We start from the raw sequence: 18,187 nt of genomic DNA, 5'->3' as shown, positions 1-18,187 counted from the left end.
ATAGGTTAGAAATGGGCTAAATTGGTAAATGAGGTTTTTATTCAATTTAAGTTTATTTTCTTATTCATAACATTCAAAAACTAACAATTGTCCCGGAGGTTTTTATAGATGATGAACGATAATATTTGGACTTCCATCGGTAAACCTGAGGAAAGATTCGATAGTGTAGAAAAAGCGGCTGGCAGCGTTAAATATATCGGTGATTTTGTAACACCTAATCTTTTACATGCGAAACTATCAACAAGTACATATTCACATGCCAGGATAATCTCGGTTGATACGACTGAAGCGTGGAAGGTTCCTGGCGTTCGCGCGATTGTGACAGGTGATATGTTCCCCTATCACATTGGGCCGATTTTGGCTGACCGTCCTCCTTTAGCTTTTGAAAAAGTGCGTTATTATGGTGAACCGATTGCTATTGTTGTGGCGGATGAAGAATATCGGGCGAAAGAAGCCGCTAATAAAATTATCGTGGAGTATGAGCCGCTGCCAGTCGTTAATTCGGTTCAGCAGGCTTTTCAAACGAATGCCCCATTAGTTCATGAAAACTCCGGACAGTATATGAAAATTATAAGTAACGTATATCCTAAGCAAGGAACGAATATTGGCAGCCATATAAAAATTCGCAAGGGAGATTTTATCTCTGCCTGGGAGAATTGCGCTGAACAAATTACAGCAAAATATTCCTTTAATTTATCAGACCATGTTGCATTGGAAACAAGAAGTGCAAGGGTTGAAATTAATCCTGCAGGTCAGGTCATTGTTCATTCCTGCAGTCAATCTCCTTTTACAATCAAAAAAGTTCTGAATCAATTTTTCAATCTTGAATTGGGGAAAATTGTCGTCCATGTACCTATGATTGGAGGTGCATTTGGCGGAAAAGGAACGGTCCAATTAGAACCCCTCGCCTACCTCGCTTCAAAAGCTGTGGGTGGAAAAATGGTTGTGTTGGATTATGAGCGCGAGGAAGATTTGATTACAGCCCCTGGCCATATTGGATTTGATGCTACGATAAAGCTTGGGGTAAGTAAAGATGGTAAAATCATCGCGGGTCAATATACATTTTTAATTGATTCCGGCGCCTATACGGATCAAGCAGCAGGTATTACAAGAGCCGCAGCACTTGATTGTACAGGTCCATACAATATTCCAAATGTTTGGTGTGATTCTTACTGTATGTATACGAATCATCCATACGCAACCTCCTTTAGAGGGTACGCCCATCCGGAGCTCACATTTGCTGTTGAAAGAACAATGGATATGCTGGCAAAGAAATTAAATATGGACCCAATTGAATTTCGCCTGTTAAATACAATCAAGCCTGGTGATACCTCCCCTACCCAGACGGTACTCAATGCAAGCAATATCGGAGATGCAGATAAGTGCATTCGGCGTGCTAAAGAACTTATTCAATGGGACGATGGCCAAGTGGTCGATATGGGCGGCAACAAGGTAAGGTCGAAAGGAATTAGCTTGTTTTGGAAGACATCTACGACCACAACGAACGCACAATCTGGCGTTATTATAACCTTTGAGGCCGACGGAAGTGTCAATTTAAATTGTGCAGCCATTGAGCTTGGCCAAGGAACAAAAACAATTCTGGCACAAATTTTGGCCGAAAAGCTGAAAATGGATATCAATAAAATTCACGTAAAGATGGAAGTAAATACACAATTCGATCCGCATCAATGGCGGACGGTAGCGAGCAGTACAACCTTTTTGGCTGGAAGAGCAGTGCTTGCCGCTGCTGAAGATGCGATTAATCAATTAAAAAGAACCGCATCCATCGTATTACAATGCTCCACCGAGGATTTAGAAGTAGGCGGAGGCCGTGTCTTTTTGAAGCCAAGCCCAGAATATGGCGTGCAAATTAAAGATATTGCCATTGGGTATAAATTCCCAAATGGGCACGCGATTGAAGGACAGGTTGTTGGCCACGGAAAATATATTCAAAGGCATTTAACACCGATGGATAAAGAGACTGGATTCGGAAAGCCAGGTCCATGGTGGTCCCTTGGTGCACAAGCAGTCGAAGTGGAATGGAATCAAAGAGATTTCACCTATAAAATTTTAAAAGCCGTAACTGTCTTAGACGGCGGTACGATTATAAATCCAGCTACCGCCATTCAGCAAATGCGAGGCGGCATGTACTTGGGGCTCAGCTTTTCCAGTCATGAATCGTTTATTTTTGACGAAAATGGGATTGTGCAAAATCCTCAATTGAGGTCCTATCAAATTATGAGATTTGGCGAACAGCCAGAATACTATGTTGATTTTATCGAATCGCCGACTATAGATGGACCATATGGTGCACGCGGAATAGGAGAATATGGTGTGATTGGAATGCCTGCCGCGCTTGCGAACGGATTATCAGCTGCGGCAAAAACAGATTTAAACCATCTTCCGCTTATTCCTGAACTCATTTGGAAGGCTAAAAAGGAGAACAACCAATGATACCTTTCAACTTTGAATATTATCGGCCCTCGACGATTGAAGAGGCTGTTCAAACTTTTCAAACACTTGCTGATCAAGAAAAAAACGTGATCTATTTTTCAGGTGGAACTGAATTTATTACGATGGCTAGAGTGAATCAGATGAAAGCTGACGCTGTCATTGATATTAAAGAGATCCCGGATTGCCAGGAGCTCGGCATTGATGGTAATCAAGTTGTACTTGGCGCCGCTGTTTCTTTAAATAAAATTTCCGAGACAAATATATTTCCTTTATTAGGAGAGAAAGCAAAGCAAATAGCGGATCATACGTCAAGAAACAAAATTACACTCGGTGGGAATCTTCACAGCAAGCTCATTTATCGGGAAAGCGTTTTACCGCTTTTACTTACAGACGCAAAAGTAAAAATAGCCGGTAAAGAAGGTGTGGAAACACTCCCTCTTGCCGATGTATTTGATAAGCAAATGAATATGAAGCATGGTTATTTTCTAACACAGGTTTTGGTAGATCGTCCCTATATAGAGCTGCCGTTTTTTAGCGTAAAAAAAACAAAGATGTCAAAGGTCGGCTATCCAATTGTATCACTGGCAGCATTCGTAAACGATCGTAAAATTCATGCTGCATTCAGCGGGGTCTGTGAATTCCCTTTTCGGTCAAAGGACATGGAGAGCATATTAAATGACACTTCGATTTCTCAAATGGAAAGAATTGATGAAGCAACCAAACTGCTCCCCGCCTCCATAGTCGATGATATTTGGGCAACAGCCGAATATCGTGAATTCGTTTTTAAAAACGCATTGCAGGAAACACTTGAAAGATTGGAAGTGGAAATATCATGATCTCAAACAGTACGTCAAAAACTGTCATCAATCTCCATATAAATGGCGATACGCGGGAGATACTAATTCGGTCGGCTGATACCCTTCTCCATTCATTGCGAAATGAGCTGGGACTAACCGGAGCGAAACGGGCTTGTGAAAACGGTGATTGTGGAGCATGTACAGTGCTAGTGAATGATGAGCCTATGCATTCCTGCCTCTGTTTAACAATCGAAATGAAAGATCAGCTTATTACAACGATTGAAGGTCTGGCAGATTCCCCGATTCAAAAAACATTTGTAGATAAATGGGCTGTTCAGTGCGGGTACTGTACTCCTGGATTCATACTAAATTGCCATGCTTTAAAATCGAATCACCCGAAGGCTGACGATGATGTGATTGAAGAGTGGATGCAATCGAATCTATGCAGATGCACAGGATATCAAGAAATCAAAGAGGCGATCAAAGCCGTATTACAGGAAGCGAACGAATCAGAAAATACCCCAAGCTAGGGGTATTTTTTCATATTAACTGCTATTTAGCCTTTTTTAAAACTTTTATTCCCGCTTTCTAAAGATTGAATAAGCTGAAGGGTTTGGGCTGCTTGCTCGATTTGCTGCTGTACTTGTTCTAATTGTTGCTGTTCTGCTGTCGTGGACTGCGTAACGGCAAGCCCTTGCATATGCGTTAGTTGCCCGGTTGCTTGCTGGAGCTGCTGCTGTGCTTGCTGAAGCGCTTGTAAATCCATTGAAGAGGCATGTTGTTGAATCGTTTGTTCCGCCTTGTGCATAGCATTTAATGCCTGTTGCTTCTGCATGTGAAATTGCTGTTCTAATTGTCCTTGATTTAACTGTGCCTCTTGTTGTTTTTGTTGCATTTGCTGTTCTTGAAAGCTTTGTTCTTGTTGTTTGTTTTGGTTCAACATTATTCCCTCTTTTCCGTTATGTGGATGATTTTTTTACACTAATACGAATTACCTTATCGTTTTTTGGATTAAATTCAATTTCAATAAACAAGCCGAATTCCTTGCCGCCTTCCCGCAGCCAAAGCTTAAATTTTTCAATTGAAGAATGGTCCTTGTTCTCCCTGCCGATATGCAAATAGTCGACAATATCTGCTTGCGGATATTTTTCCTTTGCTGTTTTTACAGCTAATTGCCCCCACTTTGCATATGGCGGTGCATCTGGCTGAGCATAGGAGAGTTGACTTGAGGATAACAACAAGACCGTAACAATGATGAACATTCTTCTTAATTTAATGTTCATAAAGTTTCTTTCCTTATATCTCGCATTTCTTCTCGTATCCGTTCTTCCTCCTCTTGGACAGAAATAAAGGCGCTTTGTACGGCGAAATAATGATGGAGCAGATCTTTTTCATCCGTGCATTTTATACTTTCATCCTTTAACATTTCGCTTCCCTCCCCTTTGTCATGCTTTCCTATAGAATTTGACATTAAGGTCTTGCTTATACAAGGCTGATGAACAAGACATACTTGAATATTATTTTTTTTTCATTGCAAGCTATTATTAGGAGGTGTGTTGGAATGAATCACGAAAAAGGGGTTCCAGATTTTACGGAAATGGATCACCAATTGAATGAGGCTGCATATACAACAGAAATGATTGTTACGAATTCAAATTTGGATTTAAACATTTCAACAGAAGAACAGAATACAGTAGAAGTAGTAAGCAAACATTTATAGAATAAAAAAGCATTGCCGTTTATTTGGCAATGCTTTCGTGATTTAAATCACAATAACTCGTTTGTTTTATGATTATAATCATACATAATAATAATAAATGAAATTTGAAAAAGGTGATGAAAATGGATTACAAAATTAATACCCTTTTTACTCAAATAGGCGGAGCGGAGACGATTGAGAACCTTGTCCAAGCATTTTATCCACGTGTATATGCGGATCCCAATCTCAGTCCATTGTTTGAAGGCGATATGGATGAAATCATGAGAAAACAGCGAATGTTTCTATCACAATTTACCGGAGGACCCGCACTTTATAGTCAGGAATTCGGGCCGCCTGCTATGCAGCACCGCCACCTTCCCTTCGAAGTGACACCGCTGCGTGCTAAGTGCTGGCTTCGCTGCATGAAAGAAGCTTTTGAGGAAATCGGACTCAATGAAAATCCTGCAGGTGAGGCGTTTTATGATCGACTAACACAAGTAGCAGGGATTATGGTAAACACTTCAGATTATGAATAAAATTTCATTGCCTAGGTTTGCTTAATTTTTCTTAATAAATTTTCCGAATGTGCAAAAATCAGAATGATAATTATTGCTGCTATAATCCATAAAAGCTCAATGGAATGATAAAGATAGGAAATAGAAAACGGAATTAGGCAAATGGCTGCAAGTCCTGCAATCGTAAAGCTTTTAGTTAAAGGATAAAATAGTAAAAATCCAATAATAATGACAAGTGCCACCAATGGCTCGAATGTAATGATTCCGCCGATAAAAGTTGAAACCCCTTTTCCGCCTTTAAATTGAAAAAGGATTGGTTTAATATGTCCGACTACAGCTAGGGTAAGGCCAGCCAGCACTTCTAGTTCCGTAAATTGCAAATGTTTTCCAATCAGGATGACAATACTTCCTTTACATGCATCACCGAGAAAGGTTATGACAAAAGCCTTTTTTCCATATAATCGTCCGATATTTCTTGCTCCTGGGTTTCCGGAACCTTGATTATGTACATTGCCTTTCCCAAGAAGCTTTAAAAAAATATAGGCAGTCAAAATATTGCCGATAAAGTAAGCGCCAATAAAATAATAAATATGGTTCATATCGATCTCCAGTCTTTTTTAGTGTTGGACTAGGAATCTAGGTGTCTAGTTCATCATTTTTGAAGATATATACTATATTATGGACAAGTATCATTGAATATTCAATTAAAATAACACCCAAAAAATGGGTGTTATTTTTTCAAGTTTAATTCCCCTTGTTGTACATACGAATTTAAGTCGTAGGACGATATTTTTGTTGGTGACAAGGCATATAGCGAGTCTCCAATATAAATAATCCGATTAATTTGATTTTCCCATTCCTCATATGGAGCTTGAGGATGTTGATGTGTTAATTTCGATTGTAAGTGAAAGCCCGTTCTTAAATCAATGTTGTAAACATATGCTCCTTGGAACTCAAATGTAGATTCATATTCACTATTTGGTTTATTTTGATGAACGGTAATTGGAAAGGCAAAAAGATTTTTCTTTTTATCGAACAACAGTGCTTTATGATCATGATTTAATGGCGAGTACGTACCTCTGCCTCCGATAATTTCTGTGAATTTCTCTTTGGGATTCGCCAAATCACTTACATCAAAAAGGGAAATTTTCACCCCATCCGTTAAAATAATTGGCTGGTTACCGGCACCTTTCCCGCCTAACTTTGTGTCATAACCAAAACCAATGAGATGATTTTCGTCATATGGGTGCAGATAATTGCTGAAACCAGGTATTTTCAATTCACCTAAAACCTTTGGATTCTTCGGGTCCTTTCCATCTATGACAAATAACGGGTCCGTTTCTCTAAAGGTCACGATGTAAATGCGATCATTCATAAACCTAGCCGAATAAATTCGCTCTCCCCTTGCGAGATCCTCTAGTTCACCTACCTGCTTTAGGTTTCCATCCAATATATAAAGATTATTCGCTGAAGGACGCTTGTCATCCCAAACTTGCCCTTTTGTTGTGGCAATGCGAAAATACCCATCATATTCATCCATGGAAAACTGATTTAATACCGTTCCCGGAACTTCACCCGAGCTATGGAAATCAACATTCATGCCATCCACTGAAAATTTATAAACAGTTGTATCAGGCTGATGAGATTTTCCGTCTATATTCGGAAACCAATAGTAGTTGCTGACGGCTAAATAGAGATTATTTTTTGACATATAAAGATTATTGCCGCTGCCTAAATAGGTCGATACGGAAATTTTTTCTGTCGGTATATCAAGATCGATTACAGCAATATTTGTAAAATTGGTTTCGCTCGATTCAGGAAAATACTGAATATGACCGAAATCAACTGGCTGCATGTCTGGTTTCACTAATGAATCAGAATACTTAGGACGTATATCCATTTCCGGATTGTCTCTCAAAATCCAAACATCCGGATATTTATTGGCAATAAGATAGACTTTTCCATTCATAAGCCTAGATGAAAGCAGTGACCCTTCGATTTCAAATTCTCTTATTTTTTTTGGTCTCTGTTTATTTTCGATATTATATATTATTGCTTTCGTTGTTTCATGTACAGGAGCAAGGGCGATCTCAGCTATTTTTTTCTGTGTCGGGTGCGGCATTTTCCCGTAACTATTACCCAAAATAATTAACTGATCCCCGTATATAAAAAGCTCGTAAGGAGAAAAGGAATGGTCAAATGAGAGCACAGACTCTAAAGTCATCTTATCGGCCGGAGCCGCTTTAATAATTTGAACCTTTCCGTCCACGACCTGATAAATATAAGAACCATCTGTTTTAACCGTATCAGCTTCATCGATTCCCTGAACCTGAACATTCGTTTCAGAATAATTAGATCCGCTTTTATCTGCTGCGGCATTTTCCTGAGCAGACTCCTTCATACTGAAAGAAATGCCCGTTTTGTATTTCTTCTCTTCATCCTTTACACGATTTAATAATAATTCATTTAAAGCAGTCTTCGATTTAATTGAAGGCAGAGTGTCTTTTACTTCGAAGGATTGACTCTTTCCAGAAAGCAGCTTTTTTCCGAAAGCAGATTTTATATCTGAACTTAGATGTAAAGTATAATATTTTGCCTCTAATGAATATCCGCCATAAGGGGGTTCTACTATAACGGAGGATCCCTCCTTGCCGACATTCACTTTCACTTTTTGATTTTGTCCCTTTTCATCCGTTACATAGACCGTTTTTTCATTTACACTTTTAGGATCCAGTTTAGAGGAAAAGTTAATTTTCCAAATTTTATTTTGCAGGACTGTGGTCTTATCATTTTTTGTATCCATGCCACTGACAACCTTTAACTGTGTTATGAGGAAAAATGAAAGTATGACTGTTATGACTGTAAAAATTCCGCCTATCGTTAACCATTTTCTCTTCATTGCTGACCCTCCTTTATAGCTTTTGACGGAATAGGACTCCCTTTAGTTACAGTCACTTCCTTTTCATCCATAGATTGACTTTAATAAAAAATATCCACTCGATTTGAGCGGATATTTGATGTTCGCATTATTCACCAGTCTTGTGTCTTTTCTAGTAATTTATCAATTTCAATTCGTCTGATTATATAGCTAAAATCACTTTCATTTGCCATTTCTTCGGTAGCGTCTAACAGTTTATCAATATCGGCATTAATTAAAATCATAATCAGAACTCCTCTAAGTGGTTTTTAATAAGTATTGGAATGTTTATTTTATTAGAGCATTCGATCTCATGAAGGATATTATGGGGGTAATCTTGAGAATTTTTTTAATAATGTACCCGAAAAAGGACTGGATGAAACCTCATTGTTTTAAAATTAAACTTTTTACAAGTCACAATTAAAATTAATCTTTAATATACTGTAAAGTGTATTCCCTGCTGAGTTCTTCATCAAATGATCATTAGAAGGTGTTCACATATGAGGCCGGAAGTAAATTCGTATGAGTTTGCAAAGGTTTTACAGTCAGCCCTAAAAAAAGGTCAAAATGAAAATCACCTGACGGTACATGAATTACTAAGTGAAATCGCTAGACAACTAGAACCCATAATAAAAAAATAAAAAAATAAAAACAAAAGAAATCGGTCTTTGCTGACGATTTCTTTTGTTTTTGCATGTAATTATTTCCGCTTGTTTATAAAATATAAAAACCAAACGGCATGATTTTGTTCATCTGATGCGGCTCGTTTGAAAGCATTTTTAATATTCACATCTGTTATCTCATCTGACACGCCAAGATAGAAATCTACAGTTTCCTGTTCATCTATAAAGGCAAAATCGATCCCTGCTTTGTATGTGTTAGGGCATTCTTCAATGATTTGGGGCTGTGGCTGCCTGCCCGTCAGATTCACATAAATTTGTGTAAATGTCTGTAAATGTTTTATTTCATCTTCTCGAATTTCAAGTATTTGCTTCCTTTCTTTTTCGCTTGGCGCCATATTAGCTATTTTCTGATAACATTGAACAGCACTATATTCTCCATTAATGGCTTTCGTTAAATCCCTAAGTAATTTATCTGTTTGTCTGTACATATTTCTGTAATCATAATAAGGATACAAACGAATCCCTCCTAAAGTTTTTCCTTATATACTATGAGATTCATATTTGGAAGTGATTATTAATCATGCCGATGTCAATTCCTCAATAGCAGATGCAAAAAAAATACGCCTCTGATTTTGCCAGAAGCGTAGTTAAGAAAATATTTAAGATACCTTTTTATCTGTAATGAGCAGTGTATTCTCTTTTCTAATAATCAATTGCGGTGCAGTAGATATTAATAGGACAACTGCGATTGAGCATAATATCCACGCTCCTAGCATAGTAGCTCCATTTGCAGCAAACGAGAAGAGGAACGGCGACATGCCCTCTGGCGCATATTCTCCAAAGAAAATCACGCCTGCAATGAAGTGCCAGAAATATCGTGCCAGGCTGCCAGCAAAAACAGCAGCGATCATCCAGCCCATTGCTTTCTTTTTCGAACCGAATCGGATTTCTTTTTGTATAAAATTATAGAATAGGCCAGCAAATCCGATACAGGCAAAGGCAATAAAATATTCTATAAAGGCTTGTGTTGGAGTGGCGATCCATGCGTCTCCCATTGCAATTTGCAGAACTCCCCAAAGCAACCCGGCTAATAGGCTGACCTTAAAACCCCAGCGAAAGGCAAGAATGAAAATTGGGACCATGGCGATTGAAATAGAAACGGATGGCATTGGTTTAATAGATGGCAGCAAATCTAGAACAATGGCAAAAGCTGCAAAAAATGAGGCTTCGATTAATGCAAGCAAACCTAATTTCTTCATAAAAAAATCTCCCCTTTAGTGTATTCCGTTACCTCAAGGGGAGAATAGAAAACAACAGAAAAAAACATTCTATTCATGCCACATTCCTGCGCTAGAATTAACTAACAGGTTCGAAGGGTCAGAACAGTCTCCTGTTCACTCTCAGCGAAAAGCTCCCCTTGTGGTTACGTTTATTTAATTATCATTCCAACATCAGTATAGTATAGTTTCCAACATTTGTGAAGGGATAACTTATGCAAAATTGGATCTATTCTTAAATGGCTGCATTTATATTTAAATTTCCACCTTTTTCATCCTTTTACATTAAAATGGCACTAGTCCTTCCTTCCTATGATCCTTATAATAATAAGGTAACAGTAAGGAGGGAAAAAGTTGAAATTACATTTTAAAAAAGCTTCAACGATTGTACCGATTATTGTTGGTTTCTTGATGATTGTGGCAGCTATTATATGGGCTGTTCAGGCTGGGAATAAAGCAGTAGCCATTCCCTTTTCCTCTGTTGAGAAGTTAATAGCCTCACAAAATGGAGAGTTGGTTACTATTAACGAGCATAAAGATGGAAAGCTTATGATTGTGACGAGTGATGGTGAATTTGAGTCCCATGTACCTCCGAATAGTCAGATGATTGATAAATTAGTAGAAAACTATCATGTTCAATATACATTTTCTTCGAGCAGTCCTTATACACCATGGATTCTTGGCGGTTTAGTGATTATTCTTGCGTCTCTTGGTATTTACTTATATAAATCTGGTAAAGGCGGACTTGGTGCCGCTAACACCATGAAGGAAAGCGTATCTAAAGCAAGGCCCCTCCCTTCTATTTCTCTTGCTGATGTCGGCGGTATTCAAGGTGAAATGAAAGAGGAGATTATGCAAACACTTTCGACTCTTAAAGATCCAGATCGTTCTTTAAAAATGGGTGTAAAACCGCCGAAAGGGATTTTATTATATGGACCTCCTGGCACAGGTAAAACCTTGCTGGCACAAGCGATTGCGAAGGAAATTGGCGCTGCCTTCTTTTCCACAAGCGGCTCAGCCTTTAATGAAATGTTTGTAGGTGTTGGTGCATCACGTGTACGTACTTTGTTTCAAAATGCGAGAAAACAGAAGCCAGCTGTCATTTTTGTCGATGAAGTTGATGCACTCGCTGGAAAAAGAAAGCAGCATGGCGGCGAGGAAAGTGAAAAAACATTAACTGAGCTTCTCGTTCAATTAGATGGCGGTCATTCGAATGATGGAATTCTTTTCATCGCCGCAACAAACCGTAAGGATATGCTCGATGATGCATTCCTGCGTCCTGGACGAATTGATTTCTCTTTTCATGTTCCACTTCCAGATACTAATGGAAGAAAAGAGATTATTGACATTCATACGAAAAATCGTGTATTAGCTGCAGATGTATTAAACTCACTTGATGAACTTGCAGAAAGCACGTCAGGATTTTCAGGTGCTGACCTCCATTCTCTTTTTGAAACTGCGAGCAGGAGAGCAGTGAGAAATGGTCAGAATGTTATAGCTAAAGAAGATTTAGATTTTGCTATAGACCGAACCATTCTTGGAAGTTCAACGAGGTCTCTGCAAGATCAGGATACAAAAAAGCGTGTGGCGATTCATGAAGCAGGCCACGCCCTTGTTGCTGCTATTACGAAACCAGGTTCTGTTCGTAAAGCAACGATTATTCCACGCGGGCAAGCGCTTGGTTATGTAGCACCGATTCCGAAAGAAATGCATTTATCAACAACAACAGACATGCTAGATCAAGTGGCTATGATCCTCGCAGGCGGTGTTGCGGAACGAACTTACCTTGGCGAACACAGCATTGGTGTAAGTGGTGACGTTCAGCAAGCGAAGCAGGTTATCGAACAAATGGTTGACACTGGCTTGCTTGAAAATGGGTTTACCCTTACTTTTAATAAGGTCGAAAAAGAAGTAAAAATGCAGGAGCTTTTCCAAAAAGCATTAGAAAAATCTGAACAGCTCATAAAAAATAATGGTCCACAATTTGAAATTTTAGTACAAGCCCTTATGAAAAAAGAAACTTTAGAAGGTACTGAAGTTCAGGAAATTGTTAATGGCGAGCAATTAAAGGATAGGGCGATTGTCTAAATTTGCCGACTCAAAACGAGTCGGTTTTTTATATTATTTACAATTTCCTGCGAAGATAAAAATAAAAAAAGAGGATACTTTGTCGAATCCTGATACTTTATGAAGAAAAATTATTATCGGAAAAACGCTGATAATTAAAGGATTAACTATGCCATTCGTTTAATTTAAAGATATACACAAAATAAGGCTAGAGGAATGGTTCTTTTGAAGGAATTTATTGCAGAATTGCTTTTTCACTTTTTTATCATGATGATCATCCCACTTGTGAATATCATTTTATCTCGTCAAAGCAGGAATAATAAAATTAATTTTATCTTTTTTCTTACTATTTGTCTTACACTTTTAATATCAGCTCTTTTTCCGGTGCGAATTACGGATGGACTAGAATTTGATTTAAAATTCATCCCAATTTTTATAGCCTTCTTTTATATCGGCCCGAGAACTGGTTTAATGGCACTTGGCATCCTTTTTGGGTTGACACTAGTTTTCGATGTGACAAAACTCCTAACTAACGTAATCAATTATTTCTTTATGACCATCTTATTTTTTATTGTTTATAAACCTTACATAAGAAAGAAATTAGTATTCAAGCTTTTAACCGGAGTCATATTTTATTTATTCATTTTTGTTACACGTGCGATCTATTTAATGCAAACTGGTGCAATGGAAGATTTTCTACACCTCATTTCATTTTCTATCGTTTCCATTATTACACTTTCCACTACCATTTATTTAATCGAGATGAATAAGCTCCAGCTTATCATGATGGAGCAGTTGAAAAAGGCAGATAAGTTAAATGCTATTAGCCAGCTTGCGGCATCCATTGCACATGAAATCAGAAATCCTATGACAACGATTCGCGGTTTTCTGCAGCTAATGAAAAATGAAAAAAATATTACTGCTAATCAAGGTATGTTTATTTCCCTATCCTTAGAGGAACTGGATCGAACGAATCAAATTATTAATGATTTTCTGTCCCTCGCACGTCCGATAAGTGAATTCACCGAAACGATTCCTTTATCAAATATAATGTTAGATATTTCTGACTTTATGAAACCATATGCTGTCATGTCCAACGTAAAAATGAACATTCAGTTGGAAGAAAATTTGTTTTTGGCGGGAAATGTGAATGAATGCAAGCAATTATTCATTAATCTTATTAAAAACGGAATAGAAGCTATGTCCGATGGAGGAAATCTAGATATAAACGTTTATCAGCAGAATGACAATGCTTTCATTGAAATAAAGGATAATGGCGTTGGTTTTTCATCCAATCAATTAGCTCAGCTCGGACAGCCTTATTATTCTACTAAAACAAAGGGTACCGGACTTGGATTAATGATTTCCTTTGACATTATTAAACGGTTAAAAGGCGATTATGAAATAGATAGTATTGAAAACAAAGGGACCATCTTTAAAATCACTTTTCCTTTGAAAAAATAAAAGTCACGACAACTTTCGCTGAAATCGGCAAATTGCGCGATATTCTGACGGCACAACTCAGGAAATGTCTGAATTTGCGCTTTCCCAAGAAATAACTTATAAAGTCAGTTGAATTATCATAATATTCTACATTTGCTGTTAGGAAATAAAAAAACAAGCCAGTTTTTTTACTAATCTGGACTTGTTTTGCATCATTTTATTTTTACATCATATACTATTGTCAAGGCCGTCCACCTCTTCTCATTTCGCTTCGTTGCGGGACTAACCAGATCGGAATGTGGGCGGTCTTTTTTTATTTGTCAGACTCTAGTACCGCTAATATTGAAAATAATCCGATTTGGAGCCTTTATCGGACACCAAAAAAATCCACAAAATATTTGGCGAAAAAATGAATCTAAAATAAAAAAACTGACCAGCCATTGAGCTAGTCAGTTTTCTATTATTTTCGATGCATTTTAAATTCTAAAAATAGATCATTATAATAGGCCAGCATTCTTTTCCCAAGGTTTTCGTATACTTCGAGCTTGGCTGTCATTTCTTCATCTGGATAAAAACGCTCATCACTGATGACTTCTTCATCCATAAATTCAAGTGCTCCTTTATTTGGTGTAGAATAACCAACATATTCTGTATTTTGGGCGGCAACCTCTGGATCAAGAATAAAGTTAATAAACTGATGTGCGGCTTCCGGATTTTTTGACGTCTTTGGAATGACCATATTATCAAACCAGAGATTGGAGCCTTCTTCTGGCACGACATATTCCACATCTTCATTTTCCCACATAATTTCTTGTGCCACACCAGACCAGACAAGGCCAATGCCAGCTTCGCCATTTTCTAACAGCATCCGAATTTCGTCCCCCACGATCGCTTTAATATTCGGCGTTAACAAATCAAGCTTTTCTTTCGCTTCGATCAGGTGCTTTTCATCTGTATCATTTAAAGAATAGCCTAAACTATTTAAGCCCATTCCCATTACCTCTCTGGCACCGTCAATAATCAATATTTGATTTTTGAACTTTGGATCCCATAAATCATCCCAGCTAGTTATTTCTAAATCACCAAGCATCTCTTTATTATACGCGATTCCGACTGTTCCCCAGAAGTAAGGGATTGAATATTCATTTCCTGGATCGAAAGGCAAATCCATAAACCGTGAATCGATATATTGAAGGTTCGGCACTTTTGAATGATCAATCGGGATGAGTAAATTTTCTTGCCTCATTTTATCAATAGCATATTCAGACGGAACGGCTATGTCATAAGAAGTTCCGCCCTGCTCAATTTTCGTCAGCATCGCTTCATTTGAATCAAATGTTTCGTAGATGACCTTAATTCCGGTTTCTTTTTCAAATCGTTTAACAAGTTCCTGGTCGATATAATCTCCCCAGTTAAAAATGGTCAGTGTATTTCCACTGGAATATCCTTGAGCAGAATTTAGTTTATTGACAAAAAGAATTAAACCAATCGAAACAATAAGTACAACTGCTAAGGCACGGACAAGCTGTTTCATTTCTTACCCCCCATTCCGGCCGGACGATTATTACGCTTCGTAATAAAGTAATAACCGACTACTAGCAGCATCGTGAAAATAAACAATAAGGTAGATAGGGCATTAATGTTTAATGAAACTCCACGTCTTGCAAGTGAGTAGATTTCTACAGATAATGTTGTGAACCCGTTCCCTGTTACAAAAAACGTAACGGCAAAATCATCTAGTGAATACGTTAAAGCCATGAAAAAACCTGCGAATATTCCAGGCGTGATAAATGGCAGAATGACCTTAGTTAGAACATCCCATCTGCTTGCTCCTAGGTCAAGAGCTGCATAGATCATGGATATATTCATTTCTTCTATTTTTGGCAATACCATGATAACGACAATTGGAACACTAAAGGCAATGTGGGCAAATAAAACTGAAACAAACCCTAATTTAATTCCAATAATTGTAAATAATATTAAGAACGACGCTCCGATGATGACATCAGGACTGACAATTAGAACATTATTAAGTGAAAGAAGGGTATTTTTTACTCTTCTTTTTCTGGCAAAATAAATCGCTAATGCACCTGCAATACCAAGGATGGTAGAGATCGCCGCTGATAAAAGGGCAATAATCGCTGTATTTAACACAATAATTAAAAGTCTAGTATCCCCGAACAGCTCGCGATACCAATCAAGGGTGAATCCTTCGAACTGATACATCGTTCCGCCGCTATTAAATGAGTAAAACATTAAGTAAAAAATAGGGGCATACAAAATTAGAAATACAATAATCAAATAGATTGCCGAAAGCTTTGTTTTCTTCCTCATAGGATCCCCCTCTTTCTTCTGCCAGTGAGTACCATAATGAGTACCATGGCAATAATTAGGAAGACAGCGATCGTTGAACCCATTCCCCAGTCTTGAGTGACGAGGAAATGCTGCTCAATGGCTGTTCCGAGGGTGATAACACGGTTACCGGCAATAAGTCTTGTCAGCATGAACAATGATAGGGCAGGAATGAACACGACTTGGCATCCTGACTTAACTCCATCCAATGTTAATGGGAAAATAACACGGGTAAATGTTGTCCATGGTGAAGCACCCAAATCATTAGATGCATCAATGAGTGATGGGTTTAATTCATCTAACGCATTAAAAATTGGCAAGATCATAAATGGCAGAAAGATATATACAGAAACAAAGATAAAGCTGAAATCTGTAAATAGCAGCTGTTTGCTGCCAACACCCATTACTTCAAGGAAGCTGTTCGCAGCACCATATGTGCCAAAAATACCAATAAACGCATAAGCTTTTAACAATAAATTAATCCATGAAGGCAGAATAATTAATAATAGCCATAGCTGCTTATGCTTCGTTTTTGTCAGTAAATAGGCTGTTGGATATGCAATAATAAAGGAAAAAAATGTAATTAAAAACGCATACCAAAATGAACTAAATGTCATCTTTAGATAGACTGGCGTAAAGAACTTTTTGTAATTATCAAAAGTAAATTGCCCTTCAATATCGAAAAACGAATAGTATACGACGAGAAGAATGGGTGTAACGACAAACAGCAGAATCCAAATCACATAAGGGATTAAATATAGATTACGGGAGTTAGTTCTCATAGCTTCCCTCTTCATATGCTTCTAGACGTTTGTCGAATTCTTCCTCGGTTTCTCCATGCCTCATGACATGTATGGCTTCAGGATCAAAGTGCAGCCCTATTTCTTCCCCTACATTTGCCTTTTTCGTCGAATGAACTAGCCATTCATTTCCATCCTGGTCGTAGCAGCTAATTTCATAATGAACGCCGCGGAAAAGCTGAGTATCCACTTTAACCCGTAGTTTTCCTGATTCTGGCTTAGTAATTTCCAAATCCTCAGGACGGATTACAATATCTACAACTTCATTTGGGTTTAAGCCACCATCCACGCAATCAAAGATTTTTCCAGTAAACTGGACAGAAAAGTCTTTAATCATCGTTCCTGGTACAATATTCGATTCCCCAATGAAATCAGCAACGAAGCGATTAATCGGTTCATCATAAATATCAGTTGGCGTTCCGCTCTGTTCGATTTTTCCGTTATTCAGAACAAAAATTTCGTCAGACATCGCAAGGGCCTCCTCTTGATCATGGGTTACAAAGATAAACGTAATACCCAATCTTCGCTGGAGCTCACGAAGTTCATACTGCATTTCTGTACGAAGTTTTAAATCTAGAGCTGATAAAGGCTCGTCAAGCAGGATAACTTCCGGTTCGTTGACAATCGCTCTTGCAATGGCCACACGCTGACGCTGACCGCCTGACATTTCTCTTATTTCGCGATTTTCATAGCCTTCAAGATTCACAAATCGAAGGGCTTCCTTTACTCTTCGATCTACTTCATTATTTTTTATTTTTTTAATTCTAAGTCCAAATGCTACATTTTCAAATACATTTAAATGCGGAAATAATGCATAGTCCTGAAATACTGTGTTGACTTGGCGTTTATTAGCGGGCACTTCATTGACTATTTTTTCATTTATAAATACCTTTCCTGCTGAAGGCTCAATAAATCCTGCAATCAGCCGTAAAATGGTTGTTTTTCCGCAGCCGGATGGACCGAGAAGCGTATAGAACTTCCCTCTCTCAATTTCAAAACTAACTTCTTTCAAAACGGGCGGATCATCATCAAATTGTTTTGTTACATGCTCAAAACGGATAATAGTGTTATTTGTCATTTTATCTCCTTCTATCAATAAAAATTTCAAATTATGAAACTCAGTTTTTATCGAAAATAATCGAATAATAGAATTTTGACATTCAAACGTTATAATACCATATTCCTACACATTGATGGGAGATGTTTTTTGAAAATATTGTCTAGTAAATACCTATTGTAAAGG

General features: G+C 37.9%; 19 protein-coding genes and 1 riboswitch. Of the genes, 7 read left to right on the top strand and 12 right to left on the bottom strand.

Annotated features, from left to right (window positions below):
- Positions 1 to 108 precede the first annotated feature (108 nt).
- The 3 genes from AR328_RS00635 to AR328_RS00625 are packed head-to-tail and all read left to right on the top strand — an operon-like array spanning position 109 to position 3,781.
- The gene (locus AR328_RS00635; RefSeq protein WP_066287879.1) at positions 109 to 2,454 is read left to right on the top strand and encodes a xanthine dehydrogenase family protein molybdopterin-binding subunit; all 2,346 of its coding nucleotides are present in this window, start codon (positions 109 to 111) and stop codon (positions 2,452 to 2,454) included.
- Entirely contained in the window at positions 2,451 to 3,290 is an 840-nt protein-coding gene (locus AR328_RS00630; protein WP_066287874.1) for an FAD binding domain-containing protein, read from the top strand. The genes AR328_RS00635 and AR328_RS00630 overlap by 4 nt, the downstream gene beginning before the upstream one ends.
- Complete coding sequence (locus tag AR328_RS00625; RefSeq protein ID WP_066287872.1) at positions 3,287 to 3,781, top strand: (2Fe-2S)-binding protein; 495 nt, start codon at positions 3,287 to 3,289, stop codon at positions 3,779 to 3,781. Before AR328_RS00630 ends, AR328_RS00625 begins: the two co-directional genes overlap by 4 nt.
- Positions 3,782 to 3,807: 26 nt before the next feature.
- Here the strand turns inward: AR328_RS00625 and AR328_RS00620 are convergent, their stop codons facing one another.
- The 3 genes from AR328_RS00620 to AR328_RS22740 are packed head-to-tail and all read right to left on the bottom strand — an operon-like array spanning position 3,808 to position 4,677.
- Complete coding sequence (locus tag AR328_RS00620) at positions 3,808 to 4,194, bottom strand: hypothetical protein (protein ID WP_066287869.1); 387 nt, start codon at positions 4,192 to 4,194, stop codon at positions 3,808 to 3,810.
- A 16-nt stretch (positions 4,195 to 4,210) separates the two neighbouring features.
- The gene (locus AR328_RS00615) at positions 4,211 to 4,534 is read right to left on the bottom strand and encodes a YqzG/YhdC family protein (protein ID WP_066287866.1); all 324 of its coding nucleotides are present in this window, start codon (positions 4,532 to 4,534) and stop codon (positions 4,211 to 4,213) included.
- Entirely contained in the window at positions 4,531 to 4,677 is a 147-nt protein-coding gene (locus tag AR328_RS22740; RefSeq protein WP_197414394.1) for a hypothetical protein, read from the bottom strand. Before AR328_RS22740 ends, AR328_RS00615 begins: the two co-directional genes overlap by 4 nt.
- Positions 4,678 to 4,812: 135 nt before the next feature.
- Between AR328_RS22740 and AR328_RS22420 the strand changes: the two genes are divergently transcribed.
- Together AR328_RS22420 and AR328_RS00610 are read left to right on the top strand one after the other, a co-directional pair.
- Positions 4,813 to 4,971 (top strand): hypothetical protein, encoded by a 159-nt coding sequence (locus tag AR328_RS22420; protein ID WP_156422624.1) that lies wholly within the window; start codon positions 4,813 to 4,815, stop codon positions 4,969 to 4,971.
- Positions 4,972 to 5,093: 122 nt separating this feature from the next.
- Positions 5,094 to 5,486, top strand: coding sequence for a globin domain-containing protein (locus AR328_RS00610; protein ID WP_066287863.1), 393 nt, complete (start codon positions 5,094 to 5,096; stop codon positions 5,484 to 5,486).
- An 11-nt stretch (positions 5,487 to 5,497) separates the two neighbouring features.
- On the opposite strand, the gene AR328_RS00605 is transcribed toward AR328_RS00610, so the two are convergent.
- From AR328_RS00605 to thiT, 5 genes are all read right to left on the bottom strand, one after another.
- The gene (locus AR328_RS00605) at positions 5,498 to 6,064 is read right to left on the bottom strand and encodes a glycerol-3-phosphate acyltransferase (protein ID WP_066287860.1); all 567 of its coding nucleotides are present in this window, start codon (positions 6,062 to 6,064) and stop codon (positions 5,498 to 5,500) included.
- A gap of 131 nt (positions 6,065 to 6,195) precedes the next feature.
- Positions 6,196 to 8,364 (bottom strand): beta-propeller domain-containing protein, encoded by a 2,169-nt coding sequence (locus AR328_RS00600; RefSeq protein WP_066287857.1) that lies wholly within the window; start codon positions 8,362 to 8,364, stop codon positions 6,196 to 6,198.
- 131 nt (positions 8,365 to 8,495) lie between these two features.
- Positions 8,496 to 8,627: a hypothetical protein gene (locus AR328_RS23220; RefSeq protein WP_269433486.1), complete on the bottom strand. Its 132-nt coding sequence runs from the start codon at positions 8,625 to 8,627 to the stop codon at positions 8,496 to 8,498.
- Between the two features lie 455 nt (positions 8,628 to 9,082).
- A complete protein-coding gene (locus tag AR328_RS00595; protein WP_156422637.1) occupies positions 9,083 to 9,493 on the bottom strand; it encodes a ferritin-like domain-containing protein in 411 nt (136 codons plus the stop codon).
- Positions 9,494 to 9,664: 171 nt separating this feature from the next.
- A complete protein-coding gene (gene thiT, locus AR328_RS00590; protein WP_066287852.1) occupies positions 9,665 to 10,264 on the bottom strand; it encodes an energy-coupled thiamine transporter ThiT in 600 nt (199 codons plus the stop codon).
- Between the two features lie 66 nt (positions 10,265 to 10,330).
- Positions 10,331 to 10,433, bottom strand: a riboswitch (TPP riboswitch).
- 203 nt (positions 10,434 to 10,636) lie between these two features.
- Between thiT and AR328_RS00585 the strand changes: the two genes are divergently transcribed.
- The gene (locus AR328_RS00585) at positions 10,637 to 12,370 is read left to right on the top strand and encodes an AAA family ATPase (protein ID WP_066287848.1); all 1,734 of its coding nucleotides are present in this window, start codon (positions 10,637 to 10,639) and stop codon (positions 12,368 to 12,370) included.
- 204 nt (positions 12,371 to 12,574) lie between these two features.
- The gene (locus AR328_RS00580; protein WP_197414393.1) at positions 12,575 to 13,813 is read left to right on the top strand and encodes a sensor histidine kinase; all 1,239 of its coding nucleotides are present in this window, start codon (positions 12,575 to 12,577) and stop codon (positions 13,811 to 13,813) included.
- A gap of 439 nt (positions 13,814 to 14,252) precedes the next feature.
- On the opposite strand, the gene AR328_RS00575 is transcribed toward AR328_RS00580, so the two are convergent.
- Genes AR328_RS00575 through AR328_RS00560 form a run of 4 tightly spaced genes read right to left on the bottom strand, consistent with a single transcriptional unit; the run spans position 14,253 to position 18,022 of the window.
- A complete protein-coding gene (locus tag AR328_RS00575) occupies positions 14,253 to 15,326 on the bottom strand; it encodes an ABC transporter substrate-binding protein (protein ID WP_066287840.1) in 1,074 nt (357 codons plus the stop codon).
- Positions 15,323 to 16,126 carry an ABC transporter permease gene (locus tag AR328_RS00570; RefSeq protein ID WP_066287838.1) on the bottom strand — a complete coding sequence of 268 codons (804 nt, stop codon included), beginning with the start codon at positions 16,124 to 16,126 and terminating at the stop codon, positions 15,323 to 15,325. The genes AR328_RS00575 and AR328_RS00570 overlap by 4 nt, the downstream gene beginning before the upstream one ends.
- The gene (locus AR328_RS00565; protein ID WP_066287831.1) at positions 16,123 to 16,926 is read right to left on the bottom strand and encodes an ABC transporter permease; all 804 of its coding nucleotides are present in this window, start codon (positions 16,924 to 16,926) and stop codon (positions 16,123 to 16,125) included. The genes AR328_RS00570 and AR328_RS00565 overlap by 4 nt, the downstream gene beginning before the upstream one ends.
- The gene (locus AR328_RS00560) at positions 16,916 to 18,022 is read right to left on the bottom strand and encodes an ABC transporter ATP-binding protein (RefSeq protein ID WP_066287827.1); all 1,107 of its coding nucleotides are present in this window, start codon (positions 18,020 to 18,022) and stop codon (positions 16,916 to 16,918) included. The genes AR328_RS00565 and AR328_RS00560 overlap by 11 nt, the downstream gene beginning before the upstream one ends.
- Positions 18,023 to 18,187 lie beyond the last annotated feature (165 nt).

The sequence above is a fragment of the Bacillus sp. FJAT-29937 genome (assembly GCF_001509555.1).
In the GTDB taxonomy this organism is placed as follows: Bacteria; Bacillota; Bacilli; order Bacillales; family Cytobacillaceae; genus Cytobacillus.
The sequence above is the reverse complement of the archived record's forward strand: the minus strand, read 5'-3'. Positions and strand labels throughout refer to the sequence as shown.